This window comes from Serratia sarumanii (genome assembly GCF_029962605.1).
Classification (GTDB): Bacteria; Pseudomonadota; Gammaproteobacteria; order Enterobacterales; family Enterobacteriaceae; genus Serratia; species Serratia sarumanii.
The window spans coordinates 4,065,314-4,090,822 of the sequence record NZ_CP124750.1 but is presented as its reverse complement, the minus strand read 5'-3'; the positions used below and the strand labels follow the sequence as shown (position 1 = coordinate 4,090,822).

Annotated in this window: 21 protein-coding genes and 1 tRNA gene; 12 read left to right on the top strand and 10 right to left on the bottom strand. The window is 58.5% G+C overall.

From position 1 onward, the window contains the following. The first annotated feature begins 14 nt into the window (after nt 1-14). The 5 genes from dsbC (at nt 15) to SSARUM_RS19370 (ending at nt 5,483) form a co-directional block, all read left to right on the top strand. Nucleotides 15-731: a bifunctional protein-disulfide isomerase/oxidoreductase DsbC gene (dsbC, locus tag SSARUM_RS19390; RefSeq protein ID WP_041036552.1), complete on the top strand. Its 717-nt coding sequence runs from the start codon at nt 15-17 to the stop codon at nt 729-731. Between the two features lie 6 nt (nt 732-737). Further along, nucleotides 738-2,471, top strand: a complete 1,734-nt coding sequence (gene recJ / locus SSARUM_RS19385; protein ID WP_033635823.1) for a single-stranded-DNA-specific exonuclease RecJ — start codon at nt 738-740, stop codon at nt 2,469-2,471. A 166-nt stretch (nt 2,472-2,637) separates the two neighbouring features. Beyond that, a protein-coding gene (gene prfB / locus SSARUM_RS19380; RefSeq protein WP_096242572.1) for a peptide chain release factor 2 occupies nt 2,638-3,736 on the top strand; the annotation gives its coding sequence in 2 pieces (ribosomal slippage) (nt 2,638-2,712 and nt 2,714-3,736; 1,098 coding nt in all). Nucleotides 3,737-3,745: 9 nt separating this feature from the next. After that, nucleotides 3,746-5,263, top strand: coding sequence for a lysine--tRNA ligase (gene lysS, locus SSARUM_RS19375; protein WP_033649459.1), 1,518 nt, complete (start codon nt 3,746-3,748; stop codon nt 5,261-5,263). Between the two features lie 146 nt (nt 5,264-5,409). After that, nucleotides 5,410-5,483 (top strand) — tRNA-Gly (locus SSARUM_RS19370). A gap of 166 nt (nt 5,484-5,649) precedes the next feature. Here the strand turns inward: SSARUM_RS19370 and SSARUM_RS19365 are convergent. From SSARUM_RS19365 to SSARUM_RS19350, 4 genes are all read right to left on the bottom strand, one after another. After that, a complete protein-coding gene (locus tag SSARUM_RS19365) occupies nt 5,650-7,647 on the bottom strand; it encodes a BCCT family transporter (protein ID WP_033635821.1) in 1,998 nt (665 codons plus the stop codon). A 155-nt stretch (nt 7,648-7,802) separates the two neighbouring features. Further along, on the bottom strand, nt 7,803-8,150 hold the full coding sequence (locus tag SSARUM_RS19360) for a hypothetical protein (protein ID WP_049194800.1): 348 nt from the start codon (nt 8,148-8,150) through the stop codon (nt 7,803-7,805). A gap of 160 nt (nt 8,151-8,310) precedes the next feature. Then, a complete protein-coding gene (locus SSARUM_RS19355) occupies nt 8,311-9,543 on the bottom strand; it encodes a cysteine desulfurase-like protein (RefSeq protein ID WP_060431062.1) in 1,233 nt (410 codons plus the stop codon). Further along, nucleotides 9,540-10,154 (bottom strand): 2OG-Fe dioxygenase family protein, encoded by a 615-nt coding sequence (locus SSARUM_RS19350; protein ID WP_223182037.1) that lies wholly within the window; start codon nt 10,152-10,154, stop codon nt 9,540-9,542. Before SSARUM_RS19350 ends, SSARUM_RS19355 begins: the two co-directional genes overlap by 4 nt. A 993-nt stretch (nt 10,155-11,147) precedes the next feature. On the opposite strand from SSARUM_RS19350, the gene SSARUM_RS19345 reads away from it, so the two are divergent. Continuing rightward, nucleotides 11,148-11,486 carry a hypothetical protein gene (locus SSARUM_RS19345; protein ID WP_039567316.1) on the top strand — a complete coding sequence of 113 codons (339 nt, stop codon included), beginning with the start codon at nt 11,148-11,150 and terminating at the stop codon, nt 11,484-11,486. Nucleotides 11,487-11,559: 73 nt separating this feature from the next. Continuing rightward, a complete protein-coding gene (locus SSARUM_RS19340) occupies nt 11,560-12,819 on the top strand; it encodes a glycoside hydrolase family 75 protein (protein ID WP_060388410.1) in 1,260 nt (419 codons plus the stop codon). 58 nt (nt 12,820-12,877) lie between these two features. Here SSARUM_RS19340 and SSARUM_RS19335 read toward each other — a convergent pair whose 3' ends face one another. Beyond that, nucleotides 12,878-13,447 carry an HdeD family acid-resistance protein gene (locus SSARUM_RS19335; RefSeq protein WP_060431060.1) on the bottom strand — a complete coding sequence of 190 codons (570 nt, stop codon included), beginning with the start codon at nt 13,445-13,447 and terminating at the stop codon, nt 12,878-12,880. Nucleotides 13,448-13,596: 149 nt separating this feature from the next. On the opposite strand from SSARUM_RS19335, the gene actS reads away from it, so the two are divergent. Beyond that, entirely contained in the window at nt 13,597-14,349 is a 753-nt protein-coding gene (gene actS / locus SSARUM_RS19330; protein ID WP_033635813.1) for an amidase activator ActS, read from the top strand. 34 nt (nt 14,350-14,383) lie between these two features. Here actS and SSARUM_RS19325 read toward each other — a convergent pair whose 3' ends face one another. Beyond that, nucleotides 14,384-15,241, bottom strand: coding sequence for an AraC family transcriptional regulator (locus tag SSARUM_RS19325; RefSeq protein WP_060431059.1), 858 nt, complete (start codon nt 15,239-15,241; stop codon nt 14,384-14,386). Between the two features lie 181 nt (nt 15,242-15,422). Between SSARUM_RS19325 and SSARUM_RS19320 the strand changes: the two genes are divergently transcribed. Next, nucleotides 15,423-17,192: an ABCB family ABC transporter ATP-binding protein/permease gene (locus tag SSARUM_RS19320; protein WP_060431110.1), complete on the top strand. Its 1,770-nt coding sequence runs from the start codon at nt 15,423-15,425 to the stop codon at nt 17,190-17,192. Nucleotides 17,193-17,201: 9 nt separating this feature from the next. Here the strand turns inward: SSARUM_RS19320 and betI are convergent, their stop codons facing one another. Then, nucleotides 17,202-17,798 carry a transcriptional regulator BetI gene (betI, locus tag SSARUM_RS19315; protein ID WP_033649464.1) on the bottom strand — a complete coding sequence of 199 codons (597 nt, stop codon included), beginning with the start codon at nt 17,796-17,798 and terminating at the stop codon, nt 17,202-17,204. 158 nt (nt 17,799-17,956) lie between these two features. On the opposite strand from betI, the gene SSARUM_RS19310 reads away from it, so the two are divergent. Further along, nucleotides 17,957-19,501, top strand: a complete 1,545-nt coding sequence (locus tag SSARUM_RS19310; protein ID WP_033654079.1) for a BCCT family transporter — start codon at nt 17,957-17,959, stop codon at nt 19,499-19,501. Between the two features lie 6 nt (nt 19,502-19,507). Here SSARUM_RS19310 and SSARUM_RS19305 read toward each other — a convergent pair whose 3' ends face one another. Then, complete coding sequence (locus SSARUM_RS19305) at nt 19,508-19,939, bottom strand: VOC family protein (RefSeq protein WP_033649466.1); 432 nt, start codon at nt 19,937-19,939, stop codon at nt 19,508-19,510. A 654-nt stretch (nt 19,940-20,593) separates the two neighbouring features. On the opposite strand from SSARUM_RS19305, the gene SSARUM_RS19300 reads away from it, so the two are divergent. Then, entirely contained in the window at nt 20,594-21,859 is a 1,266-nt protein-coding gene (locus SSARUM_RS19300) for an MFS transporter (RefSeq protein WP_033649467.1), read from the top strand. 36 nt (nt 21,860-21,895) lie between these two features. Then, nucleotides 21,896-22,705 carry a MoaF C-terminal domain-containing protein gene (locus tag SSARUM_RS19295; protein WP_033649468.1) on the top strand — a complete coding sequence of 270 codons (810 nt, stop codon included), beginning with the start codon at nt 21,896-21,898 and terminating at the stop codon, nt 22,703-22,705. Nucleotide 22,706: 1 nt separating this feature from the next. Here the strand turns inward: SSARUM_RS19295 and lldD are convergent, their stop codons facing one another. Next, a complete protein-coding gene (lldD, locus tag SSARUM_RS19290; protein WP_033649469.1) occupies nt 22,707-23,846 on the bottom strand; it encodes an FMN-dependent L-lactate dehydrogenase LldD in 1,140 nt (379 codons plus the stop codon). A gap of 42 nt (nt 23,847-23,888) precedes the next feature. After that, nucleotides 23,889-25,472: an L-lactate permease gene (locus tag SSARUM_RS19285; RefSeq protein WP_060431057.1), complete on the bottom strand. Its 1,584-nt coding sequence runs from the start codon at nt 25,470-25,472 to the stop codon at nt 23,889-23,891. Nucleotides 25,473-25,509 lie beyond the last annotated feature (37 nt).

Genomic DNA, 25,509 nt, shown 5'->3' with positions numbered 1-25,509 from the left:
AAAGGATTGGAACAATGAAAAAAGGTTTAATGCTGCTCTCACTGCTGGTGGCTTCGGTGACCAGCGCCGCCCATGCCGATGACGCGGCGATCAAAAAAGCGCTCGCCAGCCTGGGCATCCAGCAGGCGGACGTGCAGCCTTCACCGGTCAATGGACTGAAAACCGTGCTGACCGACAGCGGCGTGCTGTACGCCTCCGAAGACGGCAAGCATATCCTGCAGGGCCCGCTGTTCGACGTCAGCGGCAAAGAGCCGGTCAACGTGACCAACCAACTGCTGGGCAGCAAGATGGACGCGCTGAAAGATCAGATGATCGTCTACAAGGCGCCGAAAGAGAAACACGTGATCACCGTGTTCACCGACATCACCTGCGGTTACTGCCACAAGCTGCACCAGCAGATGAAAGAGTACAACGATCTGGGCATCACCGTGCGCTACCTGGCGTTCCCGCGCCAGGGGCTGGCCTCTCAGGCTGAGAAAGACATGCAGTCGATCTGGTGCACCGCAGACAAGGCCAAGGCGTTCGACGCCGCCATGAAGGGCGACGCCATCTCCCCGGCGACCTGCAAAACCGACATCAGCAAGCATTACGAGCTGGGCGTGCAGTTCGGCATTCAGGGCACGCCGGCGATCATCCTGGAAAACGGCATGATGATCCCGGGCTATCAGGGGCCGAAAGAGATGGCCGCCATGCTGGATGCGCACCAGGCCGCCACCAAAGCCGGTGGTTAATCGCCGGTGAGTATCAAAACGCAACTACGTCGCCGCCCGGCGGCGGACGACACGCATCTGCCCGCCAGTTTGCCGCCGCTGCTGCGCCGGCTTTACGCCCTGCGCGGCGTGCAGGCTGAGCAGGAGCTGGAACGCGGCGTCAAGGGCATGCTGCCCTGGCAACAGCTGGACGGCATCGACGCCGCCGTCAGCCTGCTGCAACAGGCGCTGGCCGACGGCCGCCGCATCATGGTGGTGGGCGATTTCGACGCCGACGGCGCCACCAGCACCGCACTGACGGTGCTGGCGCTGCGCAGCATGGGCGGCGCCAGCGTCGACTACCTGGTGCCGAACCGCTTTGAAGACGGCTACGGCCTGAGCCCCGAAGTGGTGGAGCAGGCGGCGGCGCGCGGTGCGGAGCTGATCGTCACCGTCGATAACGGCATCTCCTCCCACGCCGGCGTCGACGTGGCGCACGCCAAGGGCATGCAGGTGCTGGTGACCGATCACCACCTGCCGGGCGAGACCCTGCCGGCGGCCGAAGCGATCGTCAATCCCAACCTGCGCGGCTGCGCCTTCCCGTCCAAATCGCTGGCCGGGGTGGGCGTCGCGTTCTACCTGATGCTGGCGCTGCGCGCCCGGCTGCGGGACAGCGGCTGGTTCGAACAGCGCGCGCTGGCGATGCCCAATCTGGCGGAACTGTTGGATCTGGTGGCGCTCGGCACCGTGGCCGACGTGGTGCCGCTGGACGCCAACAACCGCATTCTGGTGTATCAGGGGTTAAACCGCATCCGTGCCGGCAAATGCCGTCCGGGCATCCGCGCGCTGCTTGAGGTGGCCAACCGCGATGCCCGCCAGCTGGCGGCCAACGATCTCGGTTTCGCTCTCGGCCCGCGTCTTAACGCCGCCGGCAGGCTGGACGACATGTCGATCGGCGTGGCGCTGCTGCTGAGCGATGACATCGCGCAGGCGCGTATGCTGGCCAACGATCTCGACGCGCTGAACCAGACGCGACGCGAGATAGAGCAGGGCATGCAGGTGGAAGCCCTGCAGCTGTGCGACCAGTTGGAGCGCACCAGTACCGAGCTGCCTTACGGGCTGGCGATGTATCACCCGGAATGGCACCAGGGCGTGGTGGGTATCCTCGCCTCACGTATCAAAGAGCGTTTCCACCGCCCGGTGATCGCGTTCGCGCCTGCGGGCGACGGCATCCTGAAAGGCTCCGGCCGTTCGGTGCCTGGCCTGCACATGCGCGACGCGCTGGAGCGGCTGGATATGCTGAACCCCGGGCTGATGATGAAGTTCGGCGGCCACGCGATGGCGGCCGGGCTGTCGCTGGAAGAGGCCAGGTTCGACGAGTTCCGCCAGCGCTTCGGCGAGCTGGTGGGGGAATGGCTCGATCCGGCGATGCTGGAAGGGGTTATCTGGTCTGACGGCGAGCTGGCGATGCAGGAGCTGTCGCTGACGACGGCGGAGCTGCTGCGCGAGGGCGGCCCGTGGGGCCAGGCGTTCCCGGAACCGACCTTCGACGGTAAGTTCCGCATCCTGCAGCAGCGGCTGGTGGGCGAGAAACACCTGAAGCTGATGGTGGAGCCGCTCGGCGGCGGCCCGCTGCTCGACGGCATCGCATTCAACGTGGACACCACGCTGTGGCCGGACAGCAGCGTGCGCGAGGTCGAACTGGCCTACAAGCTCGACGTCAACGAGTTCCGCGGCAATCGTAACGTGCAGCTGCTGATCCAGCATCTTTGGCCGCGCTGAGGCGAAATTGAACACAATTCGGGGATTGGGCTCTCCAATCCCCTGCATCCTTTCCGATCGCCACAAAAACTGACCAACTCGCTATAAACTGCCGCCCGGATCCGTTAGAATTAGCGGTTCCAATGGCATTCCGCCATCGACGACATCAACGTAAAAGAACGAAACCATGTTTGAAATTAACCCGGTAAAAAACCGAATTCAGGACCTGTCCGAGCGGACTGCGGTTCTTAGGGGGTATCTTTGACTATGATGCCAAGAAGGAACGCCTAGAAGAAGTCAACGCCGAGCTGGAACAGCCGGACGTGTGGAACGAGCCGGAGCGCGCACAGGCGCTCGGCAAAGAGCGCGCCGCGCTGGAAGCCATCGTTGAAACCATCGATCAGCTGGAGCAGGGCGGCGAAGACGTCGGCGGGCTGCTGGAACTGGCGGTGGAAGCCGACGATGAAGAGACCTTCAACGAAGCGGTCGCCGAGCTGGATCAGCTGATGAGCAAGCTGGATCAGTTGGAATTCCGCCGCATGTTCTCCGGCGAATACGACAGCGCCGACTGCTATCTGGATATCCAGGCCGGCTCCGGCGGCACCGAAGCGCAGGACTGGGCCAGCATGCTGCTGCGCATGTACCTGCGCTGGGCCGAAGCCAAGGGCTTCAAGACCGAAGTGATCGAAGAGTCCGACGGCGACGTCGCGGGCCTGAAATCTGCCACCATCAAGATCATCGGCGATTACGCGTTCGGCTGGTTGCGCACTGAAACCGGCGTTCACCGCCTGGTGCGCAAGAGCCCGTTCGACTCCGGCGGCCGTCGCCACACCTCGTTCAGCTCGGTGTTCATCTACCCGGAAGTCGACGACGATATCGATATCGAAATCAACCCGGCGGATCTGCGTATCGACGTGTACCGCGCCTCCGGTGCGGGCGGTCAGCACGTCAACAAAACCGAATCCGCCGTACGTATTACTCACCTGCCAACCAACATCGTGGTGCAGTGCCAGAACGATCGTTCTCAGCATAAGAACAAGGATCAAGCGTTTAAACAGCTGCGAGCCAAGCTGTACGAGTTTGAGATGCAAAAGAAAAATGCTGATAAGCAGACGATGGAAGACAACAAGTCCGACATCGGCTGGGGCAGCCAAATCCGTTCTTACGTGCTGGATGACTCCCGCATCAAGGATTTGCGCACCAACGTCGAAACGCGTAACACGCAGGCCGTACTGGATGGCGACCTGGATAAATTCATTGAGGCAAGTTTGAAAGCCGGGTTATGAGGAATAGAAATGTCTGAACAACAAGTACAGGGCGCCGATCAGGCGCTGGATCTCAATAACGAACTGCAGTCCCGCCGCGAGAAACTGGCCGGCCTGCGCGAGAACGGCATTGCGTTCCCGAACGACTTCCGTCGTGACTCCACCTCCGACAAACTGCATGCCGCGTACGGCGATAAAGACAACGAAGAGCTGGAAGCGCTGGGCGTAGAAGTGACCGTCGCCGGCCGCATGATGACCCGCCGTATTATGGGCAAGGCATCCTTCGTCACGCTGCAGGACGTGGGCGGCCGCATTCAGCTGTACGTCGCGCGCGACGATCTGGCTGAAGGCGTGTACAACGACCAGTTCAAGAAGTGGGACCTGGGCGATATTCTCGGCGCACGCGGCAAGCTGTTCAAAACCAAGACCGGCGAACTGTCGATCCACTGCACCGAGCTGCGTCTGCTGACCAAAGCGCTGCGCCCGCTGCCGGACAAATTCCACGGCCTGGCGGATCAGGAAACCCGTTACCGCCAGCGTTACCTGGACCTGATCGCCAACGAAGAATCGCGCAACACCTTCAAGGTGCGTTCGCAGGTGATGTCGGCTATCCGCAACTTCATGGTGGAACGCGGCTTCATGGAAGTCGAAACCCCGATGATGCAGGTGATCCCGGGCGGTGCGTCCGCGCGTCCGTTCATCACGCACCACAACGCGCTGGATATCGATATGTACCTGCGCATCGCGCCGGAACTGTATCTGAAGCGTCTGGTAGTTGGTGGCTTTGAGCGCGTGTTCGAAATCAACCGTAACTTCCGTAACGAAGGCGTTTCTCCGCGTCACAACCCAGAGTTCACCATGATGGAACTCTACATGGCTTACGCGGATTACAAAGACCTGATCGAGCTGACCGAGACGCTGTTCCGCACCCTGACCGAGAAAGTGCTGGGCACCTCTCAGGTGCAGTACGGCGACGAAGTGTTCGACTTCGGCAAGCCGTTCGAGAAGCTGACCATGACCGAGGCGATCAAGAAATACCGCCCGGAAACCGATCTGGCTGACCTGGCCGACATGGGTAAAGCGGTGGCCATCGCCGAATCCATCGGCATCAAGGTTGAGAAGAGCTGGGGTCTGGGCCGCGTCGTGACCGAGATCTTCGAAGAAGTGGCGGAAAGCCATCTGATTCAGCCGACCTTCATCACCGAGTACCCGGCTGAAGTATCGCCGCTGGCGCGCCGCAACGACGTTAACCCGGAAATCACCGACCGCTTCGAGTTCTTCATCGGCGGCCGTGAAATCGGCAACGGCTTCTCCGAGCTGAACGACGCCGAAGACCAGGCGCAGCGCTTCGCCGATCAGGTGAACGCCAAAGACGCCGGCGACGACGAAGCGATGTTCTACGACGAAGACTACGTCACCGCGCTGGAGCACGGCCTGCCGCCGACCGCCGGTCTGGGCATCGGTATCGACCGCATGGTGATGCTGTTCACCAACAGCCACACCATCCGCGACGTGATTCTGTTCCCGGCGATGCGCCCGCAGAAATAATTCCGTTTAGCGTGAAACCACCGGTGCAGGCAACTGCGCCGGTTTTTTTCGCCCACCGGACTTAACCGCTTAAAACATCGACAGTTACGCGCCATCTCCGCTTGCCCGCCGCCGATAACCGGTTATAATGCCTGTCGCACACCGATGCGGGTGTAGTTCAATGGTAGAACGGCAGCTTCCCAAGCTGCATACGAGGGTTCGATTCCCTTCACCCGCTCCAGCACTCCCTCTTGAAAACATCCTGATTCTTCGAAACGTTATCCCGAACCAATCCTTTGCTCATAAAGCGCTGTTTCTGTTTGTCCGCCATTCCAACCGCATCATCAGCACTGTGGTGAAGAAAGCGGGGCAAAAAAATGCCGCCCCTGGGGACGGCATGTCGGCATTCAGCGAACCAGATGCAAGAAATGCAGGTGTTTCTCGTACTGGTCAAGAATATCGTTGATCAACTGCTCCTGATTCCAGCCCATGACATCGTAGTTCTGGCCGCCTTCTTTCAGGTAGATCTCCGCGCGATAATACTTGTGCTGCTCGGCTTGCTGTTCATCGTTATCCAGCCCGGCGAGGGCGAACGTCGGCGAACTGTAGCCGCGCAGTCTGACTTCATAGATAAAGTTAAGCTCATCGCCCAAATCGACCTCGAAACGAATGCGGTCTTCCGCAGTGGCGTTGATGCTGCTGAGCGTGTTTTGTTTACTCAGCTCTTCCTGCACCAGCGTCATGGCAGGCTGGATGACCTCATCCATAAAGCGCTTAACCAGCGAGCGTTTTGGCAGATAGGCGATATTGCGCAGCCTGCGCTGCCAGGGAATGGGGTTGCGGGCGGCGGTGGGGGCGATGGTGGCCATATTTTGGCTGTCGCGTTTGGTCAGATCGCGACGCAGTGCCTTAAGCAAGCCGTAGATGGAGACCAGCAAGATGGCCGAGAAAGGCAATGCGCTGGCGATGGTGACGGTTTGCAGCGCGCTGAGCCCCCCGGCGATCAGCAAGGCGATGGCGACGATGCCCATCAGCGACGCCCAGAAAATGCGTTGCCAAACCGGCGTGTTGCTGGAGCCGCCCGAAGCCAGCGTATCCACGACCATGGCGCCGGAATCGGCGGAGGTGACGAAAAAGACGATAACCATCGCCATGGCGATAAACGAAAGCACGCTGGAGAACGGGAAATGCTCCAGGAAGTTAAACAACGCCAGCGCCACGTCTTGTTGTACCGTAGCGGCGAGGTCTGTCGCGCCCTTTTCCATGATGAGGTAAATGGCGCTGTTGCCGAACACCGTCATCCACATGAGGGTGAAGCCGGCCGGGACGAACAGCACGCCCGTGACAAATTCGCGGATGGTTCGGCCGCGGGAAACTCGTGCGATGAACATACCGACGAAAGGCGACCAGGAGAGCCACCACCCCCAATAGAGCAGCGTCCATCCGCCTAACCAGTTGCTGGATTTCGGCTCATAGGCATACAGGTTGAACGTCTTGCTGACCAGCTCGGACAGATAGCCGCCGGTATTTTCCACAAAGGATTTCAACAGCAGAACGGTTGGCCCCAACAGCAAGACCAAGGCCAGGAGCAACAGCGCCAGGCCAAGGTTCAGCTCCGACAGAAAGCGTATGCCTTTCTCCAGCCCTGAAACCACGGAAATGGTGGCCAGCCCGGTAATCACCACGATTAATATCACCTGAACGGTTTCGTTGATCGGCACGCCAAACAGGTGGTTAAGCCCGGCGTTGACCTGCAACACGCCATAACCCAGCGAGGTCGCGACCCCGAATACGGTGCCGATGACCGCGAAGATATCGACGGCGTGGCCGATAGGGCCATAAATGCGGTCGCCGATGATCGGATAAAGCGCAGAGCGCAGGGTCAACGGCAGGCCATGCCGATAGCTGAAGAAGGCCAGAATCAACGCCACGATGGCGTAGATCGCCCAGGCGTGCAGCCCCCAGTGGAAAAAGGTCAGGCGCATGGCCTGTTTGGCCGCCTCGACGCTCTCGGGCGTGCCGACCGGCGGCGAAAGATAGTGCATTACCGGTTCTGCCACGCCGAAGAACATCAGGCCGATGCCCATCCCCGCTGAAAACAGCATGGCAAACCATGAGTGGTAGCGAAAATCGGGTTGCGCATGATCGGGGCCGAGTTTGATGTCGCCGTAGCGGGAAAGCCCCAGAAACGTCACGCTGAGCAAAATCAGCGCCACGGCCAAAATATAAAACCAGCTGGCGTTGGTGAAGATTTGTTGCTGCAGAAGTTTGAAGTTCTTGTCAGCGACGTCGGGGAAAAAGGCGGCGAATGCGACCAGAAGAAAAATGAGGACTGCAGAGGTGAAGAATACCGCTTTGTTGATATGGCTTTGCGGATTTTTTAGGGGGGTGTCTTTCTCACTCATAAATTGATTTATTCCATTTGTTTGATTATCGCCCTGAATGGAGGAGAGGTGTAACCTGTTATATCGTAGCAAAATAGTCAGGCTGTCGGTGTCGGTCAATAGGGCGGAATTACCGCTGCCTGAGTGCGGTAATTCCGAGTTATTCCGTGTTGCCGTTAGTTAAATAAAAATGCCAATAACCCCGTCACCTTATTTTTATTTTCCCATCCTTCCAATTTCATGCAGGCATTAACGTGTTCTGTTCTGCGCATTGCATTGCTGTCCGAGGGAAAGGCGCCGCCACCGGCGTTGGGGATCTCCGTGCCGTTGATAGTCATGGAGGAGAAGGCCGGTGAGCTGGCGTGCAAAGACAGGCTGACGGGATAGCGCTGTTCAGCTGCTTGCCGGCAGCTGGCTCTGGCCGCTTCCAGGGGCGTCGGGGTTGCCGTTTGCGCTTCCCATTTCTCCGGCGTGGCGCAGGAAGACATCATCAACGCGGCGGCGATAACTGCATATTTTCGCAAAGTAAAAATCCATTTCTAAAATAAAATCCTCTGTATTCTACCCCCGGCGTTGCGCGATGGGCAGCGTTGGTGAAGGCGTCTGTTGTTTGACCGATATGGCCTGCGAAAGATGTGGCACTGTGCGGCCCGCTCAATAAGGTGAGCGGGCCGATGTGGCGAGTTAACTGAGGATATCTTCGGCGATCACCTTAAACAGCGTGTCTATTTCGCCCTGGGTGTTGTAGTGCATCATGCCGATGCGCAGCACGCCGCCGTCCTGTAACCCCAACTGCTGGATCAGGCCCAGCGCATAGAAATGCCCGCTGCCGGCGCAGATGTTGTGCTGCCCGAGATGACGGGCGATTGCGTCAGGCGTCTGGCCGTTGAAGGTCAGGGCGAAGGTTGGCGTGCGGCGCGCGCTGTCCGCCTGTGAATGGCCGTAGAGCCGCACGCCGTCGAGTTGCTGCAGCCGTTGCAAAAAGTGGCGGCACAGCGCCTCTTCATGCTGGTGGTAGGCGGCGAAACTCTCCTGCAAGCGCTGCCTTAACGGCGCGCCGGGCGTGCCCCACTGCGCCAGATAGTCGATCGCCGCCGCGACGCCGGCCAGCGCCTCGAAGCTTTGCGTGCCGGTCTCGAAACGGCCGGGGCCGACATCGGTGGCCGGCTCGACTTTATATGGCCGCAGGCGTTGCAACCACTGCGGCGCGATATAGGCCATGCCGACGTGCGGGCCAAAGAACTTGTAGGCGGAGCACACCAGGAAATCACAGCCCAGCGCCTGCACGTCGATCAGGTTGTGCGGCGCATAGTGCACGGCGTCGACATACACCTGCGCGCCGACCCGATGCGCGGCTTCGACGATGGTTTTGATATCGACGATGCTGCCGGTGACGTTGGAGGCGTAGCTGACCGCCACCAGGCGAGTGTTGGCGTTGATGCGTTCACACACCTTTGCGGCGTCGAGAGAACAGTCTGCGCTCTCCAGCGGTATCTGATGCACCACGGCTCCTTTGTCGGCGGCGGCCTGCTGCCAGCTGGAGACGTTGGCGTAGTGATCGAGCGCGGTGACGATGACCTCATCGCCGGCCTGCCAGTCGCGGCTGATGATGCGGCTGAGATGGAAAGTCAGCGTGGTCATGTTCATGCCGAAGACAATGTTGTCGGGCGACGGCGCATTTAACAAGGCGCGCACCGATTCTCGCGCCTGGCCCATCACCTCGCCGGTGACCCGGCTGGAGAAGTAGTGGCCGCCCAGGTTGGCGTTGTATTTCCCCAGGTAGTCCGTCATTTTTTCCAGCACGCCCCGTGAAACCTGCGCTCCACCGGGGCCGTCGAAAAAGATCGCCGGTTTGCCGTCGATTTGCTGAGACAGGGCGCTGAACTGGCGTCGGGCGAGCTCGGGCGTAAAGGTCATGCTTTCTCTCCCCGCGCGGTGAGGACGAAGAGATCCAAATGGCCTTCCTCAGTTGGGTTCACGGCGTTGATCGGCGTGGCGTTGTGCCACAGTTTGCTGTCCGCCAGCAGCACGGCCTCACCGTCCGCCAGAGCTTTTTTAAAGAAGGGATCGTGGTGGCTGTCGTCGTACAGCATGATTTCACCGCCGACGATGTTATGCCGGTGAATGGCGATCATCGCGATATGGTCGAAACCGTCCTGGTGAATGCCTTCCGGCGCCACCTGGGTGTCTTTCTCGATGGCGACCACGCGCATCTGATGGATCTCAATCTCGGCGCCTTCCGGCAGCTCGTTGCTTTCTGCAAACAGGTTGCACATCTCCGCCATGCCGGCGCTCTGCAGTACGGCGCTGTCGATAGGCTCGAAGCGGCGCACCACGTTGCCCTGGAAGTGGTTGATCTGATCGGACTGCATGAAGGTGCGTGGCCCCACTTCGGCGACGTTGGGGTTGAGGTATTTAACGACCGAATAACGGCGCAGGCGATATTTGCCGTCGGCGTGTTGCGTGTGGGGCAAGGAGGAAAACGAAGGCATCAGTTGTTGGGTGGCTTGCGGGCTTAGTACAGTCATACTTATTACGTTTTCGTGTTTCTGTAACATAATCACCTCTAATAATAATAATTTCTGATGTTGTAGGGGGTAATTCGATTGAATTGTAGACGACTCTATAACCAACGCAATTTGGCGGTGGCGAGGTGTGACGGCGGTCGTAAAGTGGGGTGAACGCGGAGAGGGAACGGTTGCATCAACGCGTTTTTCGGTGGTAATGAGAGGTAAACGTCATTCTTACAAGAGCATCCCAATCAAGCTTGTTTTACACCTGGCTAAGGAGTGGGGGCATGATAGAACACTGCCCGTCAGATGAGGGGGGAGGGATAAGAGGACAAATTATCGAATGGTGTGCACAAGACTATCATATCTATTGGCGATTTTCCGTCAGGGCAGAGGTCTGCTTTATTATATTGAATTTTTTAACTTTAGTGAAAAGGAACGGTGGTCAAAGATATTTTATCCAAGATTTTTATGCATAGGTAAACCATTGTGAAGAACAAAATATCAGGCGGGCGTTGATTTTTTAGATTTAAACTTCAAAGTAAAAGTCTATAACTAGAAAAGTGGAGGAAAAAAAGTGCTGAGCTATTTTTATAAATAAGTGTCTGTATTGTGAGCTTGGAATATGAATAATCCATTAGCCTCATTATCATTAGCGTGGATGCTTTCTGGCTGTACCAGCCCTTATCCGATCCCGGTAGAACAACCTCGGCCCGCACCATGGTCGGTCGCGGCAGAAAAAAAACCTAAGATTGATAACATTAAAAAAATCGCTTTGGTTTATCGAGAATTATGGCGAGGGAAATACATAAGTCTTTATCAACAAACCTATGGGTATAATGAAGTGGGTTTTTTGGGTACTCTCGTCGCTGTAATTTCTGCCGCAAGTGGTTCAGTGACGACTGCGATGTACAGTGGCGGCATTGCTGTTGGCGATAATATTTTTCTGGTCATTATAATTATGCGGCGCAAATCTATAATTACAAGACGGCTGCGGCATCGGCTAATTACATGTATGAAGTTATCAACCTTTTAGACCAGGATGTTGCGTTAATTATTGATAATAATAAGGCATACTATACTGATGTGGGAAATTATCTTTACCAAAATCTGGGGGGGGTGGTATATGAATTGGAAATCAGGCTGGCGGGTGTTGAATTAATCACGCCTAATCTTGATGCACTGGCGGAGGCCATTAAAAAAGAACAACAAAACAAAGCAAGGTTGTTGGGTGTCGCAACGATTCAGGGGTATAAGTTTTACAGTAAAGAAGACAAAGAGTTAGCTATCGATTCTGTGAAGTTGAAAATAAAAATCTGCCGAATTAATATGGCCGACAAACCGTCATAATTTATTATGTATGTCTTTATGCTTGTCGGTAATATATATCATTTGGCTCCATGCTTTCACCGAGGGTAACATTATGTCAAATGTCATCACCCACTCATGGAAAAATAGCCGGACTTCTCCAGGTGAGCCGGTCATGCCAGATCCTGTTGTTATGATTAAAGATGATGGCCATATTTTAATTATTGCCGATGCAGATACGGATGCCGATGGTAGTCCTGATGCGGAGGAAATCGATCCGACAGGTCAAAAGGAAACCAGCTTAAGAAGAGGAAATGGTTGGCGAGGTGAGGGAGATTATGTCAATGCGCGAATTATTCCTTATTTTGTTATTCCAGGTAATTGGAAGAAGATCACCGGAGTCGCTGTAAATATGGGGGATATGGCTAAAATAAATTATAGAGATAGTCATATCTATGCAATCTGTGCAGACGTCGGTGGAAAAGAGTCTATCGGAGAGGCTTCCATTGCCGCAGTTGAAGCGCTTGGCGTTAACCCATGGAGTAAAAATAAGGAAAAAATAATCAGAGGGATCGGGTATGGAGTGACCTATGAGATCATTGCAGGCTCTGCAAGCTTGGGGGCCACGGTGAGTTTTGAAACGATCCAGGCATATGGTCGAGAGTTGTTCAAGGAAAATTTGCCTTTTAGTTTGCCGATGAAAATCGAAGATATCTCAGGTGTTATGTTAGGTAGTAATGGAAAGGGAACGCCGACGGTAGTTATCTCGTCGAAATCGGGAGAAAGTCATGTTAAAGAATATAGTGATACTCAGGAACTTGCTCTGATATTGCAACTGCTGCCCAAAACAAAGGTCACGATAGATGCACCGTTTGTCGCGCAACTGGCTGATGCCGTGGTGTGGGATGATCATTTTTACAGCAGCGCTGAGCGGTTTGTCGGGATGTTTAAAGAAGATTACCGTTCAATCCGGGAAGCGGTAGAAGACTGGTTTGTGCCGGAATACAGCCCTACCGCGACAAGCAATGCCTGCGTTGCACACCAGGTTAGTTGCCTTAAGCTCTGTGGCTTGCCTTATCCGAAACTTGGCAGCATGCAGTCTATCAATGTTGATTACTTCGTTGAATGGGCTCTAGAGCAGGGATGGCAGAAGATAACCCACCGTGCGAGTCTGGCGCCGGGAGATATTTGTGTCTCCGGGCCGATTGGCCACCCCAAGGAATTTGACCACGTTTATTGCTTTGTCTCGTTTTCTACCGAGCAGGTTGGTTATGCAGTTATTTTTGATAATCAATACTTTGGCATCCATACACGTTCTCTCGACGGTATAGGTTCAAAGATAGGGGAATGGCGTTACGCAATAAGAATGCCCTAGGGAATTTTTATTGGCGTGATATCCAAAGCCGCCGCTCAAGAGAGCGGCGGCTACTGAGTTAGCTTTTTTTAAACAGATTCGCCGCCTGGAACAGCGCAAAGGAGCTGACCAGCATCTCGATGCCGACGATCGCCGTCACCAGCGTGACCGACGCCGCCGGGCCTGAGCCGATCAGTATCCAGGCGATGATCAAATCGAGCACGCCGATAACGAACTGCAGCCAGTTGCCCGGCAGCCCGCGGCGCATGTAGCCCGCCGCCAGGCGCGCGATGCCGCCGAGCGCGAACAGCACGGCGAGGTACACCGCCAGCGCCAGAATGCCCGCCAGCGGGCTGGTGATGAACACATAGCCGATAATCAGGTAGGCCACGCCCAGCAAAATGCCGCCGATCATCGGCCAGGTATTCTGCGCCCGGTTGGCGATCATGGCGATAATCAGCCCGGCGCCGCTCAACAGCAGCAGGATGCCGACCACGATGCTCAGCGCCGCGCCGGAGGCGAAAGGATTGACCAGGCACAGTATGCCGCCCGCCAGCAGCAGGAAGGCGATGATCAAAAGGGTGGTGCGTTGCTTTTTGAGCAGCTCTTCGCTCAGGAGGGGCAGATTATTGCGGTCGAGGTTCAACATGACAGTACTCCATTTCGTCGTTGGGTAATTAATCAGTCATCCTTACCTGTTTAGCATAGACCGTCCGGGGGTTTTTGACTGACCCGGCGCAAATGTTACACTGTGCGGCTGACGCGTATCAGAACCGAAACGACGACTGGGGACAGGATTTGAGCACAGGAAGCAAACTGGCAGGGTGGCGCCGTGTGGCGGTGTGTTTGGCATTGGGGCTGCTGTTGGCCGGGTGTTCGGGCAAAAACACCTATAACCGCGACTATGACAAACTGCCGAAGGGCAGTTATTCTGGCAAAACCTATACCGTCAAACGGGGCGATACGCTGTACTACATCGCCTGGATCACCGACAGCGAAGTCAGCGAGCTGGCCAGAATCAACAAAATTCGTCCGCCTTATAGCCTCGAGGTGGGGCAGAAACTGCGGCTGAGCGGCAGCGCGCCGGCCAAAACCGCCGCTACGCGCCGTAAAAAGTCGTCTTCCGCCGCAATCGTCAAACAAACGCCGCCGCCGGGCGCTTCCCGCTGCTGGCGCTGGCCGACCAGCGGTCGGATCGTGCAGGCGTACTCCAATTCCGACGGCGGCAACAAGGGCATCGATATCGCCGGCAAGCGCGGCCAGCCGATCTACGCTTCCGCCAAGGGCAAAGTGGTGTACGTCGGCAATCAGCTGCGCGGCTACGGCAATCTGATCATGATTAAGCACGGCGAGGACTTCATTACCGCCTATGCGCACAACGACACCACGCTGGTGCGCAACGGTCAGGATGTGAAAGCGGGGCAGAAGATCGGCACCATGGGCAGCACCGGCACCGATTCGGTATTCCTGCACTTCCAGATCCGCTACCGCGCCACTGCGCTCGATCCGCAGCGTTATCTGCCGCCGCAGGGTTCGTCGCCGTCTTGTTGACGTCAGTCAGGCTCCGTGAGGAGCCTGACTTTTGTTACTTCAGCGGCAGGTAAAGATCGGTCACCAGTTCATATTCCGCCACCTCGTGCACAAAGTTGTGGTAGTGGAAATAGAGCGGAAAATCGCGCGGTTCCTCGCCGCTGTTCGGCAACCACTCGCTGTAGAGATAACGAGCGCTTTCAGACAGCCCATCCAGCGAGCCGTGATGGCGCAGCACCGCGCAGCGCCCGGCCGGCAGCGTGCTGTTCAGCACGCCGAAGGCGTTGTCTTCGGGGATCGGCGCAGTGACCTCGCCGCAAATGAAGAAGCGGAAGTCCTGCGCTTCGGTGGTGGCCGGATCGTGCGGTGCGATGCCGTAAGTGCGGCTGCTTCTGACCGGCGACAGGCCGCTGGTTTTGCGCCACTCGATAAAGCGTGCGGCGGTTTCGTTGACCAGCGCGGACGGGCCGCGATGTTCGATCATCGCCACCGGCGTGGCCGGGAAGTCGACAATGTCTACCTTCATGGGTTGTTTCCTTGTGTGTTTCGGCTCGGGAAAGCGCTGCTGCCAATCGATCCAGGCCGGCCGTTTGCGAAACTGGCTTGGCGTTTGGCTGAACGCCTGTTTGAAGGCGCGGCTGAAGGACTCCGGGTTTTGAAAACCGGCGTCCAGCGCGATGTCAATCACCGGCTCCAGTGGGTTATACGCCAGGCGGTACGAGGCGCGTTTGAGCCTCATCCACTGGATATAACGCCACACCGAGATGCCGCAATACGCGCTAAACTGGCGTTGAAAGTGAAAGCGCGAAAAGTGGGCCACTTCGCTCAGTTTTTCGACGGTGAGCGCCTCGTCCAGGTGGCGGTCGATATAGTCAAAGACCTGCGCAAAGCGCTTTGCATACGTCTGGGTCATGTGATTGTCTCCTCCATGCCTGAACTTTGCCCGAGCCGCCGCCGCTTCTCCTGACGGATGATGCTGAGTTGCCGCCGCAGGAGAATGGGATGGCTGCGGCGTTCGCCGCCGGCCAGGCCAAACTCATAACCCCCGCGCGGCCGTGCGCCGCGATCCCGACCGAGAAGATGAATATTACATGATGGATCGTTCCCGTTTGCTGAAATTCCTGTTGCCCTACCTGTGGCCGAAAGACAACCCGCGGCTGCGCGCGTATCTGGTGGTGGCCTTCGTGTTCATGGTGGCGGCCAAGGTCAGCACCACGCTGGTGCCGCTGGCCTACAAAGCGGTGGTCGATGCGCTGAGCGGTGAGACGGCGAAAATGCTGGCGGTGCCGCTGGGGCTGATCGTCGCCTACGGCGTGGCGCGGGTGGGCGGCGCGCTGTTTGAGGAGCTGCGCAACGTGATGTTCATTCACGTCAGCCAGAACGCCACGCGCCTGCTGGGCGTGCGGGTGTTTCGCCAGCTGCATGCGCTGAGCCTGCGCTTCCATCTGGAGCGCCAGACCGGCGGGCTGTCGTTGTCCATCGAGCGCGGCACCCAGGCGGTGTCCACGGTGCTGTCGCGGCTGCTGTTCTCCATCGTGCCGATCCTGTTCGAGCTCTCGCTGGTCACGGCGATCATGTGGCACATGCTGAACGGCTGGTTCGCGCTGGCGATCCTGACGACGGTCGGCTGCTACATCCTGTTTACCGTGCTGGCGGTCAGCTGGCGCACCCGCTTTCGCCGCGAGCTCAACAAGGCCAACGCCGACGCCAACAGCAAATCCATCGACAGCCTGCTGAACTATGAGACCGTGAAGTACTTCGGCAATGAAGAATTCGAAGCCGAGCGCTTCGACCTGTCGCGCCGGCTGTACGAATACGCCGCCATCAAGAACCAATTCAGTTTTACGGCGATCAACCTGGGGCAAACCGCCATTATTTCGATCGGGCTGATCGTGATGATGGCCATGGCGGCGCAGGGCATTACGCAGGGAACGATGACGGTCGGCGACTTCGTGCTGGTCAACGCCTATCTGCTGCAGCTGTATCAGCCGCTGAACTTCTTCGGCTTTATTTATTCCGAGGTGCGCCAGGCGCTGATCGACATGGAGAACATGTTCGATCTGCTGCAAGAAAAGCGTGAGATCGTCGATAGCCCGGATGCGCAGCCGCTGCGTCTCGATCGCGGCGAAGTGCGGTTCGACGCGGTCAGCTTCGGTTACGACACGCGGCGGCCGATCCTCAAGCAGGTGAGTTTTACCATTCCGGCGGGCCACACGGTGGCGGTGGTTGGCGCCTCCGGCGCGGGCAAGTCCACGCTGTCGCGCCTGCTGTTCCGTTTCTACGACGTGCAGGGCGGCGCCATTACCCTCGACGGCCAGGACATTCGCCAACTGACCCAGGCCAGCCTGCGGCAGGCGATCGGCATCGTGCCGCAGGATACGGTGCTGTTCAACGATACGCTGCGCTACAACATCGGCTACGGCAAAACCGGCTCCAGCGATGAAGAAATCGAGCGGGCGGCGCGGCTGGCGCATATCCATGATTTTATCGTCGGTTTGCCCGACGGTTACGACACCCGGGTGGGCGAGCGCGGGCTGAAGCTGTCGGGCGGTGAAAAGCAGCGGGTGGCGATCGCGCGCACCATTCTGAAAAATCCGGCCATCCTGGTGTTCGACGAGGCGACCAGCGCGCTGGATACCCAGACCGAGCGCGAAATCCAGGGGCACCTGCGCGAGGTAAGCCGCAACCACACCACGCTGGTGATCGCCCACCGGCTCTCCACCGTGGTGGACGCCGATGAAATCATCGTGCTGGAGGCGGGGGAGATCGTCGAGCGCGGGGGGCACGAGGCGCTGCTGGCGGCTAACGGCCGCTACGCCGCGATGTGGCAAACCCAGTACAGCGAAGAGCAGGAGCCACACTGACGGAGGCGATCACGCCGCCGATGGCGCGGCCTTGAGCCGTTGTATCACGTAGTCGCAGGCGATGCGGCAGTCTTGCTTCAGGTCAGTCTCGTCGCCGGCCAGGCTGCCGCGCAGCCAGAGCCCATCGATCATCGCCGCCAGCCCGCGCGCCGCGTCGCGCGCCTGCGGCAGCGGCAGCTCGCGGCGGAACTGGCTGCAAATATTGGAATAGAGCCGCCGATCGTTGGCGCGCTGCAGGCGGCGCAGCACCGGCTGATGCATGCTGGCGGCCCAGAAGTCGAGCCAGGCGCGCATGGACACGGCATTGGTTTGGCTGGGGTGGAAGTTGCCCTGGATAATGGCGAACAGCTGTGACTGGCTGTCGCTTGCCGCCTGCGCGCGGCACTCGGCCACCGCATCGCGCAGGTCGCGCAGGATTTTGCGCATGGTGGCGCTCAGCAGCCCCTCTTTATCGCCAAAATAGTGGCTGACGATGCCGGTCGACAGCCCGGCTTCTTTCGCCACCTGAGACAGGGTGACGCCGGCCAGCCCGACGACATTAATGGTCTCGAAGGCGGCGTTAATCAACTGCTCCTTACGCTGTTCCGGAATGTCTCTTCGGTACATATTTTCCTCAACTGATAGGCCAATCACACTTTGGATTTGATTGATTGAACGGTCAATCAATACTCTATATGCTGCGAAAATGTCAAATAAATGGCGATAATATGTTAACTAAAAGTTGCATTGAAATCGTCTGTCTTTCGCATCATGGAAGCCTGCCAATGACAACAAAAACTCCCCCATCGCTTGACGAAGAACCTGTCAGATTGAATGTTCCGGTATTTTTCGGCTCGGCGGCGGTGATCCTGCTGCTGGGAACGCTGGTCGTTCTGTTCCCCTCCGCCAGCAAACTGTGGCTGAACGCCGCGCAAAGCTGGGTCGCCGACGTATTCGGCTGGTACTACATGTTATTGATGGTCGCCTGCATGGCATTCGTGTTCTGGCTGGCGCTGTCGCGCTTCGGCCATATTCGCCTCAGCCAGGATGACGAGCCGCCGCAGTTCAGCTATCCCTCGTGGGTGGCGATGCTGTTCTCGTCGGGCATCGGCATTGCGCTGGTGTACTACGGCGCCTATGAGCCGCTGGATCACTTTCTGTCGCCACCGGAAGGCAGCGGCGGCACCGTGCAGGCGGCGCGACAGGCGATGGCGCTGACCTTTTTGCACTGGGGGCTGCACGGCTGGGCGCTGTATGCGCTGATCGCCACCGCGCTGGCCTATTTCGCCTATTGTCGCGGCCTGCCGCTGGCGCTGCGCTCTGCGCTATACCCGATCTTCGGCGAGCGCACCCACGGTTGTGTCGGTCATCTGGTGGATAGCTTCGGCATTCTGGTGACGGTGATTTCGATGGTGACCAACCTGGGGATCGGCGCGCTGCTGGTGAACTCCGGGCTGTTTTATCTGTTCGACATCCCGCAAAGCACCGGCGTGCTGCTGGCGCTGATCGTGGTGATGATGGTGGTGGCCACGCTGGCGGCGGTCACCGGCGTCGAGAAGGGCATCGCCATGCTGTCGAACATCAACGTCGGCTTCCTGTGCCTGCTGCTGCTGTTCGTGTTTCTGGCCGGGCCGACGCTGAACCTGCTGAACGGCATGTTGCAGAACCTCGGCGATTATCTCACCTCGCTGGTCAGCCGCAGCTTCGATATGTATCTGTACGGCAAGGCGCGCCAGTGGCAGGGCGCCTGGACGCTGTTCTACTGGGCCTGGTGGGTGGCGTGGGCGCCGTTCGTCGGGCTGTTCATCGCGCGCATCTCCAAAGGGCGCACCATTCGCGAACTGATTTTCGGCGTGCTGCTGATCCCGCTGGGCTTCACGCTGGCGTGGCTGTCGATCTTCGGCAATACCGCCATCAGTCTGGTGCTGGAAGGCGGGCAGGCGATCCTGGGGCAGGTGGCGCAAAGCGATCCGCCGATGGCGGTGTTCAAGCTGTTCGAATACTTGCCCTATACCCAACTGACCGCCGGCTTTGTGGTGGTGATCAGCTTCGTGCTGTTCTTGACGCCGGTCGATTCCGGCACGCTGATGATAGCCAACCTCTCCTGCCAGGGCGGCTCCGCCCATGATGACGCGCCGGCCTGGCTGCGCGTGTTCTGGGCAGCGGTCACCACGTTGGTATGCGCCGGCTTGCTGTACGCCGGCAGTTTCAGCGCGATGCAGACCGCGGTGGTGCTGTGCGGCCTGCCTTTCTCGGCGGTGATCGTGCTGTACATGATCAGCCTGCGCAAGGATCTGCGCCGTTACGCCATGAAGCCGGCGCTGCCCTGAGGCGGTTTATTCGCCCGCGCGCGGCCGGTGATGCACGTACTCGACAATCGTGCCGTCCGGCAGGCGCGCATTGAAACAGGCGCCGGTGGGCACCTCCACCGGGCCGAAGAAAATCTCGGCGCCGGCGGCCAGCAGCCGCTGGTGGTAGGGATAAATGTCATCGACCAGCAGCGTGCCGACGGTGCTGCGGAAAGGGCGCAACTGCTCTTCCGCCCCTTCCAGGATCAGAAACGGCCCCACCGCCGCCAATACCAGCCGATGTTCGGGAAAATCGAAGCGCATGTCCGCCGTTACGCCGTGCAGCTGCTCGTAAAACGCGATGGCGCGGTCGATTTCGCCTTCGCCAACGTAGACCCGAATCAGCACGCGCGGCTCACGCAGCGATGAAGAGTCGGCGGTTTTGCGCCAGAAACCGGCTTTTGTCAATGCTGTCGTCATATTCATCTCCTTGCTGGTTGCCTGCCGCTTATCATGCCGTTGTTTTCCCATCCGGGGTTGGATCGAGTTGGCATAAGCTAGCCGCGCCGGTAATAACCCGCTACCAGGGCGTTAAGGGGCGGTCTGTTTGTGATTCCTGTCACGGCCTGCGCTTTTATTATCATTCAGCATTGATAATGTCATTGCGTGATTATTGATTAACACAATGGAGTTAATAGTTCTCGTTATAGCCGCTATAAAGCAAACGGATTCAAATAATAAAGAGGACGGGGTAATGCGGCTGATGAAAAGGGAAATACCGTCCATTTATAAGCAGGAGTTAAGTTTTATTTATTAACCTGTTTATAAATCAGCGCGTTTTGGCTTTTTCGATAAAAGTAAAAAGTGCCGTTTAATTTTATTTAAATCATTAAAAACATGATGTTGATTTATTTTCATGTCATTCGCGTTCTGTGAAAAATACCTGAATTGCCTCTCCGTCGCCGTTTTCAACGGCTGTTTGACATGCCCGTAGCTTGAGATAAGTTTATATCATTAACATGTTAATGAGTTGTTATCGTGACCGATGGCCAATATCTCTCTTGGCCGAGCGCTTAACCGACTTATGCCATGGCCGCTCGCCATTTATAAGTTAACTTATGGACCAATGACGCTATGAATAATTCGCCAGGACAGCGCTCGCGATTGAGCGAAGAGAACCGATTGCTGATCATTTTGTTTTTCGTTTTCGGCTGCGTGTTCGTCGATCGTCTGACCATCTCTTTTCTGTTTCCGATGATTGCCGCCGATTTGAAGCTGAGCAACGTGCATCTTGGCACGCTGTCGGCGGTGCTGGCATTGACCTGGGCGCTATCTGGCGCGGGGCTGGGGGCGATTGCCGATCGCTTTAATATCCGCAAACCGATGCTGATCCTGTCGATCCTGGTGTTTTCGCTGTTCTCCGCGCTGTCGGGGCTGGTCAGCGGCTTTGCCATGTTATTGATCTTCCGCGGGCTGATGGGGATCGCCGAAGGGCCGGTGCTGCCGATCGCGCAATCGCTGATGGTGGAAAAATCGCAGCCGCAGCGCCGCGGCTTCAATATGGGGCTGATCCAGGGGGCGGCGCCGGGATTGTTGGGCGGTATTATCGCGCCGCCGCTGATCATCTATCTGGCGCAGAAGTGGGGCTGGAGCATGGCGTTTCACCTGACCGCCGTGCCGGGCATCATTCTGGCGTGGCTGATCTATCGTTATGTGAACGGCAAGAAGGATCCCGCTTTCAGCGCCGCGCCGGCGGCCGACAAGGCGGCGAACAAAGGCGCTTACGGCGAGCTGTTTAAAATCAAGAACGTAGCGCTGTGCATTCTGATCTCCTGCGTGTTCGTCACCTGGTTCATGATCATCATTACCTTCACCCCCAACTTTTTGGTGACCGACCGTGGCTTCAGCGAGGGCACGATGGGCGGCATCATGAGCGCCATCGGCGCCGCCTGGGTGTTTTGGGGCGTGGCGGTGCCGGCGATTTCCGATCGCCTTGGCCGCAAGCCGACGCTGATCTTCTTTTCGCTGCTGGCGGTGTGCTGCCCGCTGTTCCTCAGCTACGTCGATAACCCGTGGCTGCTGGGCGTGCTGGTGTTCCTGTCTTATACCGGCCTTGGCTGCTTCACGCTGTTTATGGCCACCATCCCGTCTGAAACGGTGTCGCCGGCCCGCATCGCGACCGCGTTGGGGCTGGTGATGGGGATTGGCGAGGTGATTGGCGGCTGTCTGGCGCCGTTTATCGCCGGGCTGATCGCCGATCGCTATGGGCTGGTCAGCGTGATGTGGCTGGCGGCTACCGGCGCCGTGTGCGCCGGCGTACTGAGTTGTTTTCTCGATGAAACTGCACCTGCGGTGGTGAGCCGCAGAGCGGTGAAACCGGCGGGCGTCGCCGACGTTTGAGGCGGTTTTCATCCCATTCAATCAAGGAGAGCGAAGATGTCAGCAGAACAATCCGTACTGAATCAGAATGCCGAACCGGACTGGAAGAATTACGACGATTTTGCGCGCGGTATCGACACTAACCGGCTGCCGGGCACTCAGGATTGGCGCGGCAAAACGCTGCAGATCGCTTTTGAAAGCAGCGGGGAAATCACGTTGCGCTTCAGCGCCGATCGGCAGCGGGTGCTGTGGGCCTGGGGCGGGGAGAGCGGCGAGGACGCTTACGAAGAGGTGCAAACCTCCGCCGCGCGCTATTTCTTCAATATTCCGCTGCAGTCGCCGGGCAACGAGTGCCTGACGCTGGTACTCAATCGTGACAGCGGCCGGGCGCTGCTGGTGCGCAGCACGCTGTTGCCGGAACAGGCGGTGGAAAAGGGATCCCGCCTCAAGCAAAGCTTCCACGTCGGCCGGATTGTCGGCGCCACGCCGGGTGGCGTCGCGCCGCATCTGACCCGCGAGCTTATCGGCTATCGCACGCTGAATGTCTACAGCCCCAACCACTATTACGAACATTTCTATGTCAACACCGAGCGCTACGCCTGGCAAAATCTGCGCGGCGAACAATTCGGCCACGGCGACATGGACTACGCCACCTACTACAAGTTTGAGGACGAGATGTTCCTGTTCACCTTCCGGGAAAAGATCATCCCGGTGTGCTCGGTGTTCTTCTTCGACTTTATTTCCGGGCGCTGCACCGGCACCTTCCTCGGGCTGGACGCCGCCGGCCGGGTGTTGGTGTCACCGGCCGGGGCCTTCATCAGCAAGATGAGCTATAACGCCTACCCGGAAGGCGTGCAGCCGCTTTGATTCAGGCGTTTCTGACCAGCGATCCGGCGTTGATTTCCGCGATGGTTTTCGCGCCGGTGAGCGTCATGGCGACGCGCATTTCCTTGTCGATCAGATCCAGCAAGTTAGCCACCCCGGCTTCGCCGGCCGCCGCCAGCGCATAGACGAAGGCGCGGCCCAGCAGCACGCTGTCGGCGCCCAGCGCGATCATGCGCACCACGTCCAGGCCGCTGCGGATGCCGGAGTCGGCCAGCAGGGTAATGTCGCCTTTCACCGCGTCGGCGATCGCCGGCATGGCGCGCGCGGTCGACAGCACGCCGTCCAGCTGGCGGCCACCGTGGTTGGAGACGATGATGCCGTCGGCGCCGAAGCGCACCGCGTCTTTGGCGTCTTCCGGATCGAGAATGCCTTTGATGATCATCGGGCCGTCCCAGAATTCACGGATCCACTCCAGATCTTTCCAGGAAATCGACGGATCGAAGTTGGCACCCAGCCAGCCGATGTAGTCTTCCAGGCTGGTCGGTTTACCGCGGTAGGCCGAGACGTTGCCCAGATCGTGCGGCTTGCCGAGCAGGCCGACATCCCAGGCCCACTGCGGATGCGCAAACGCCTGCAGCACGCGGCGCAGGGCGGCATTAGGGCCGCTCATCCCCGAGTGGGCGTCGCGGTAACGGGCGCCGGGCACCGGCATGTCGACGGTGAACACCAGCGTTTTCACGCCGGCGGCCTTGGCGCGCTCCAGCGCATTGCGCATAAAGCCGCGATCTTTCAGCACGTAGAGCTGGAACCACATCGGCCGATCGATCGCCGGCGCCACCTCTTCGATCGGGCAGACCGACACGGTGGACAGCGTGAACGGAATGCCTTTTTTAGCCGCGGCGCGCGCGGCCTGTACTTCGCCGCGGCGGGCGTACATGCCGGTCAGCCCCACCGGCCCCAGCGCCACCGGCATCGCCAGCTGCTCGCCGAACAGCGTGGTCTGCAGGCTGAGTTCGGACATATTGCGCAGCACGCGCTGGCGCAGGGCAATATCGGCCAGATCTGCGGTATTGCGCTTCAGCGTATGCTCCGCGTAGGCCCCGCCGTCGATGTAGTGAAACAGAAACGGTGGCAGTTTGGCCTGGGCGGCGGCCCGGTAGTCGGTTGACGCGGAGATGATCATAGTGTTTACCTTCTTGTCTTGCTTGCGATAACGAGTGTTCAGTCAGAGCGTGAGGATCGCTGCCATACCGGCCGCAATCCCGCCGTACGCCAGCATCGGCAGCACGGTCTTTCTGATGATTTTGCCTTCGGCGTTGCCGATCCCGAGGATCGAACAGACGGCGATAATGTTGTTCAGGCACACCATGTTGCCCATGGCGCCACCGACGGACTGCAAGGCCAGCGTCAGATTGACGTCAAGGCCGCTGCTCTGGGCGATCGATTGCTGAATGCCGCCGAACGTCAGGTTCGAAACGGTATTGGAACCGGAGAAGAACGAGCCCAGCGCGCCGAGGAACGACGAGAACAGCAGCCAGCTCTCGCCGGTCAGCGCCGCCAACGCTTTGCCGATCAGGATCACCGGCGCGTTGTCGCCGCCCTGCATCATCAGGTTGACCATCACCAGCGCGCCGAACAGGGCGATAAAGGGCCGTGCGACGCGCCCGCCGGTTTCGCTGAACATTTGCCGCACCTGGTCGCCATTCAGGCGGAACAGCGGAATACACAGTAGCACCACCAGCAGGAACGGGATCAGCGCCGGGACATACAGCGTTTTGTAGCCGGCAGCGGCGGAGGTACCCAGCACCTGCTGCAGTTCGACGATCAGCGCCCGGCTGATGCGCAGCTCCCCGAGCCAGCCGAGGTTTTCCTGCCACAGCAGCGCGGTGTTGTTGAGCAGCGCCTTCAGGCCCAGCTGATGGATGCGCGTCACTATCAGAATAGCAATCAGCAGCAGGGTCGGGGTCATGGCCTTGACCACCTGTAAGAACGGCACCGCCTGCCCGGCGCTCTGCGATTTGTCGCTGCGGGTGAGGCCGATGCCGCAGCGTGCCAACAGTACCGAGAGCGCCAGGCCGATCGCGCCGCCGACCAGCGCCGGGAATTCATAGTTCACCTGAGCCAGCAGCAGATAGGGCACGGTGCAACTCAGCACGCTGAGCAGGATAAACGGTAGGTTGCGGCGGATATCCTGCCAGGAAACGATAAAGCGCAGCGCCAGCAGAGGAATGACGAAGCCGGCGACAAAGTGGATCAGCGCGGTTTGCCGGCCAATTTCCAGCAGGCTGGCGTCCGACAGGCCGAGGTTGGCAAAGCCGAACCAGGTGGGGGTGCCCACGGCGCCGAAGGAAACCGGTACCGAGTTCATCACCAGCGTCAACAGGGCGACGCGCAGCGGGTTGAAGCCCAGCCCGACCAGAATCGGCGCGGCGATGGCGGCCGGTGTGCCAAAGCCGCTGGCGCCCTCAATCATAAAGGCGAAGGCCCAGCCGATAATCATCAGCTGGGCCACGGGATTGGGGCTGATGGTTTCCAGCCAGCGCCGCACCACGTTTTCCGCGCCGCTTATCTGCATCAGTTTGTTGAGCAGGATGGCGCCGGCGATGATGGTGATCGGCGTCAGCGTCGACACCAGCGCGGTGATGATATTGGCATGCAGCAGCCGCAGCGAGGCATCGAACCACAGGAGCTGTACGGCATACACCACGGCGGCCGTCAGCGGCAGGGCGAGGTAAGAGGGCACGCCATTCCTTTTGGTCATCATCCAAATCAGCAGGACGATGGGCGCAATACTGAAAAACAGGGGCATAAGATCCTCAGGGTTATTATTTTTATGGGCAGAGATA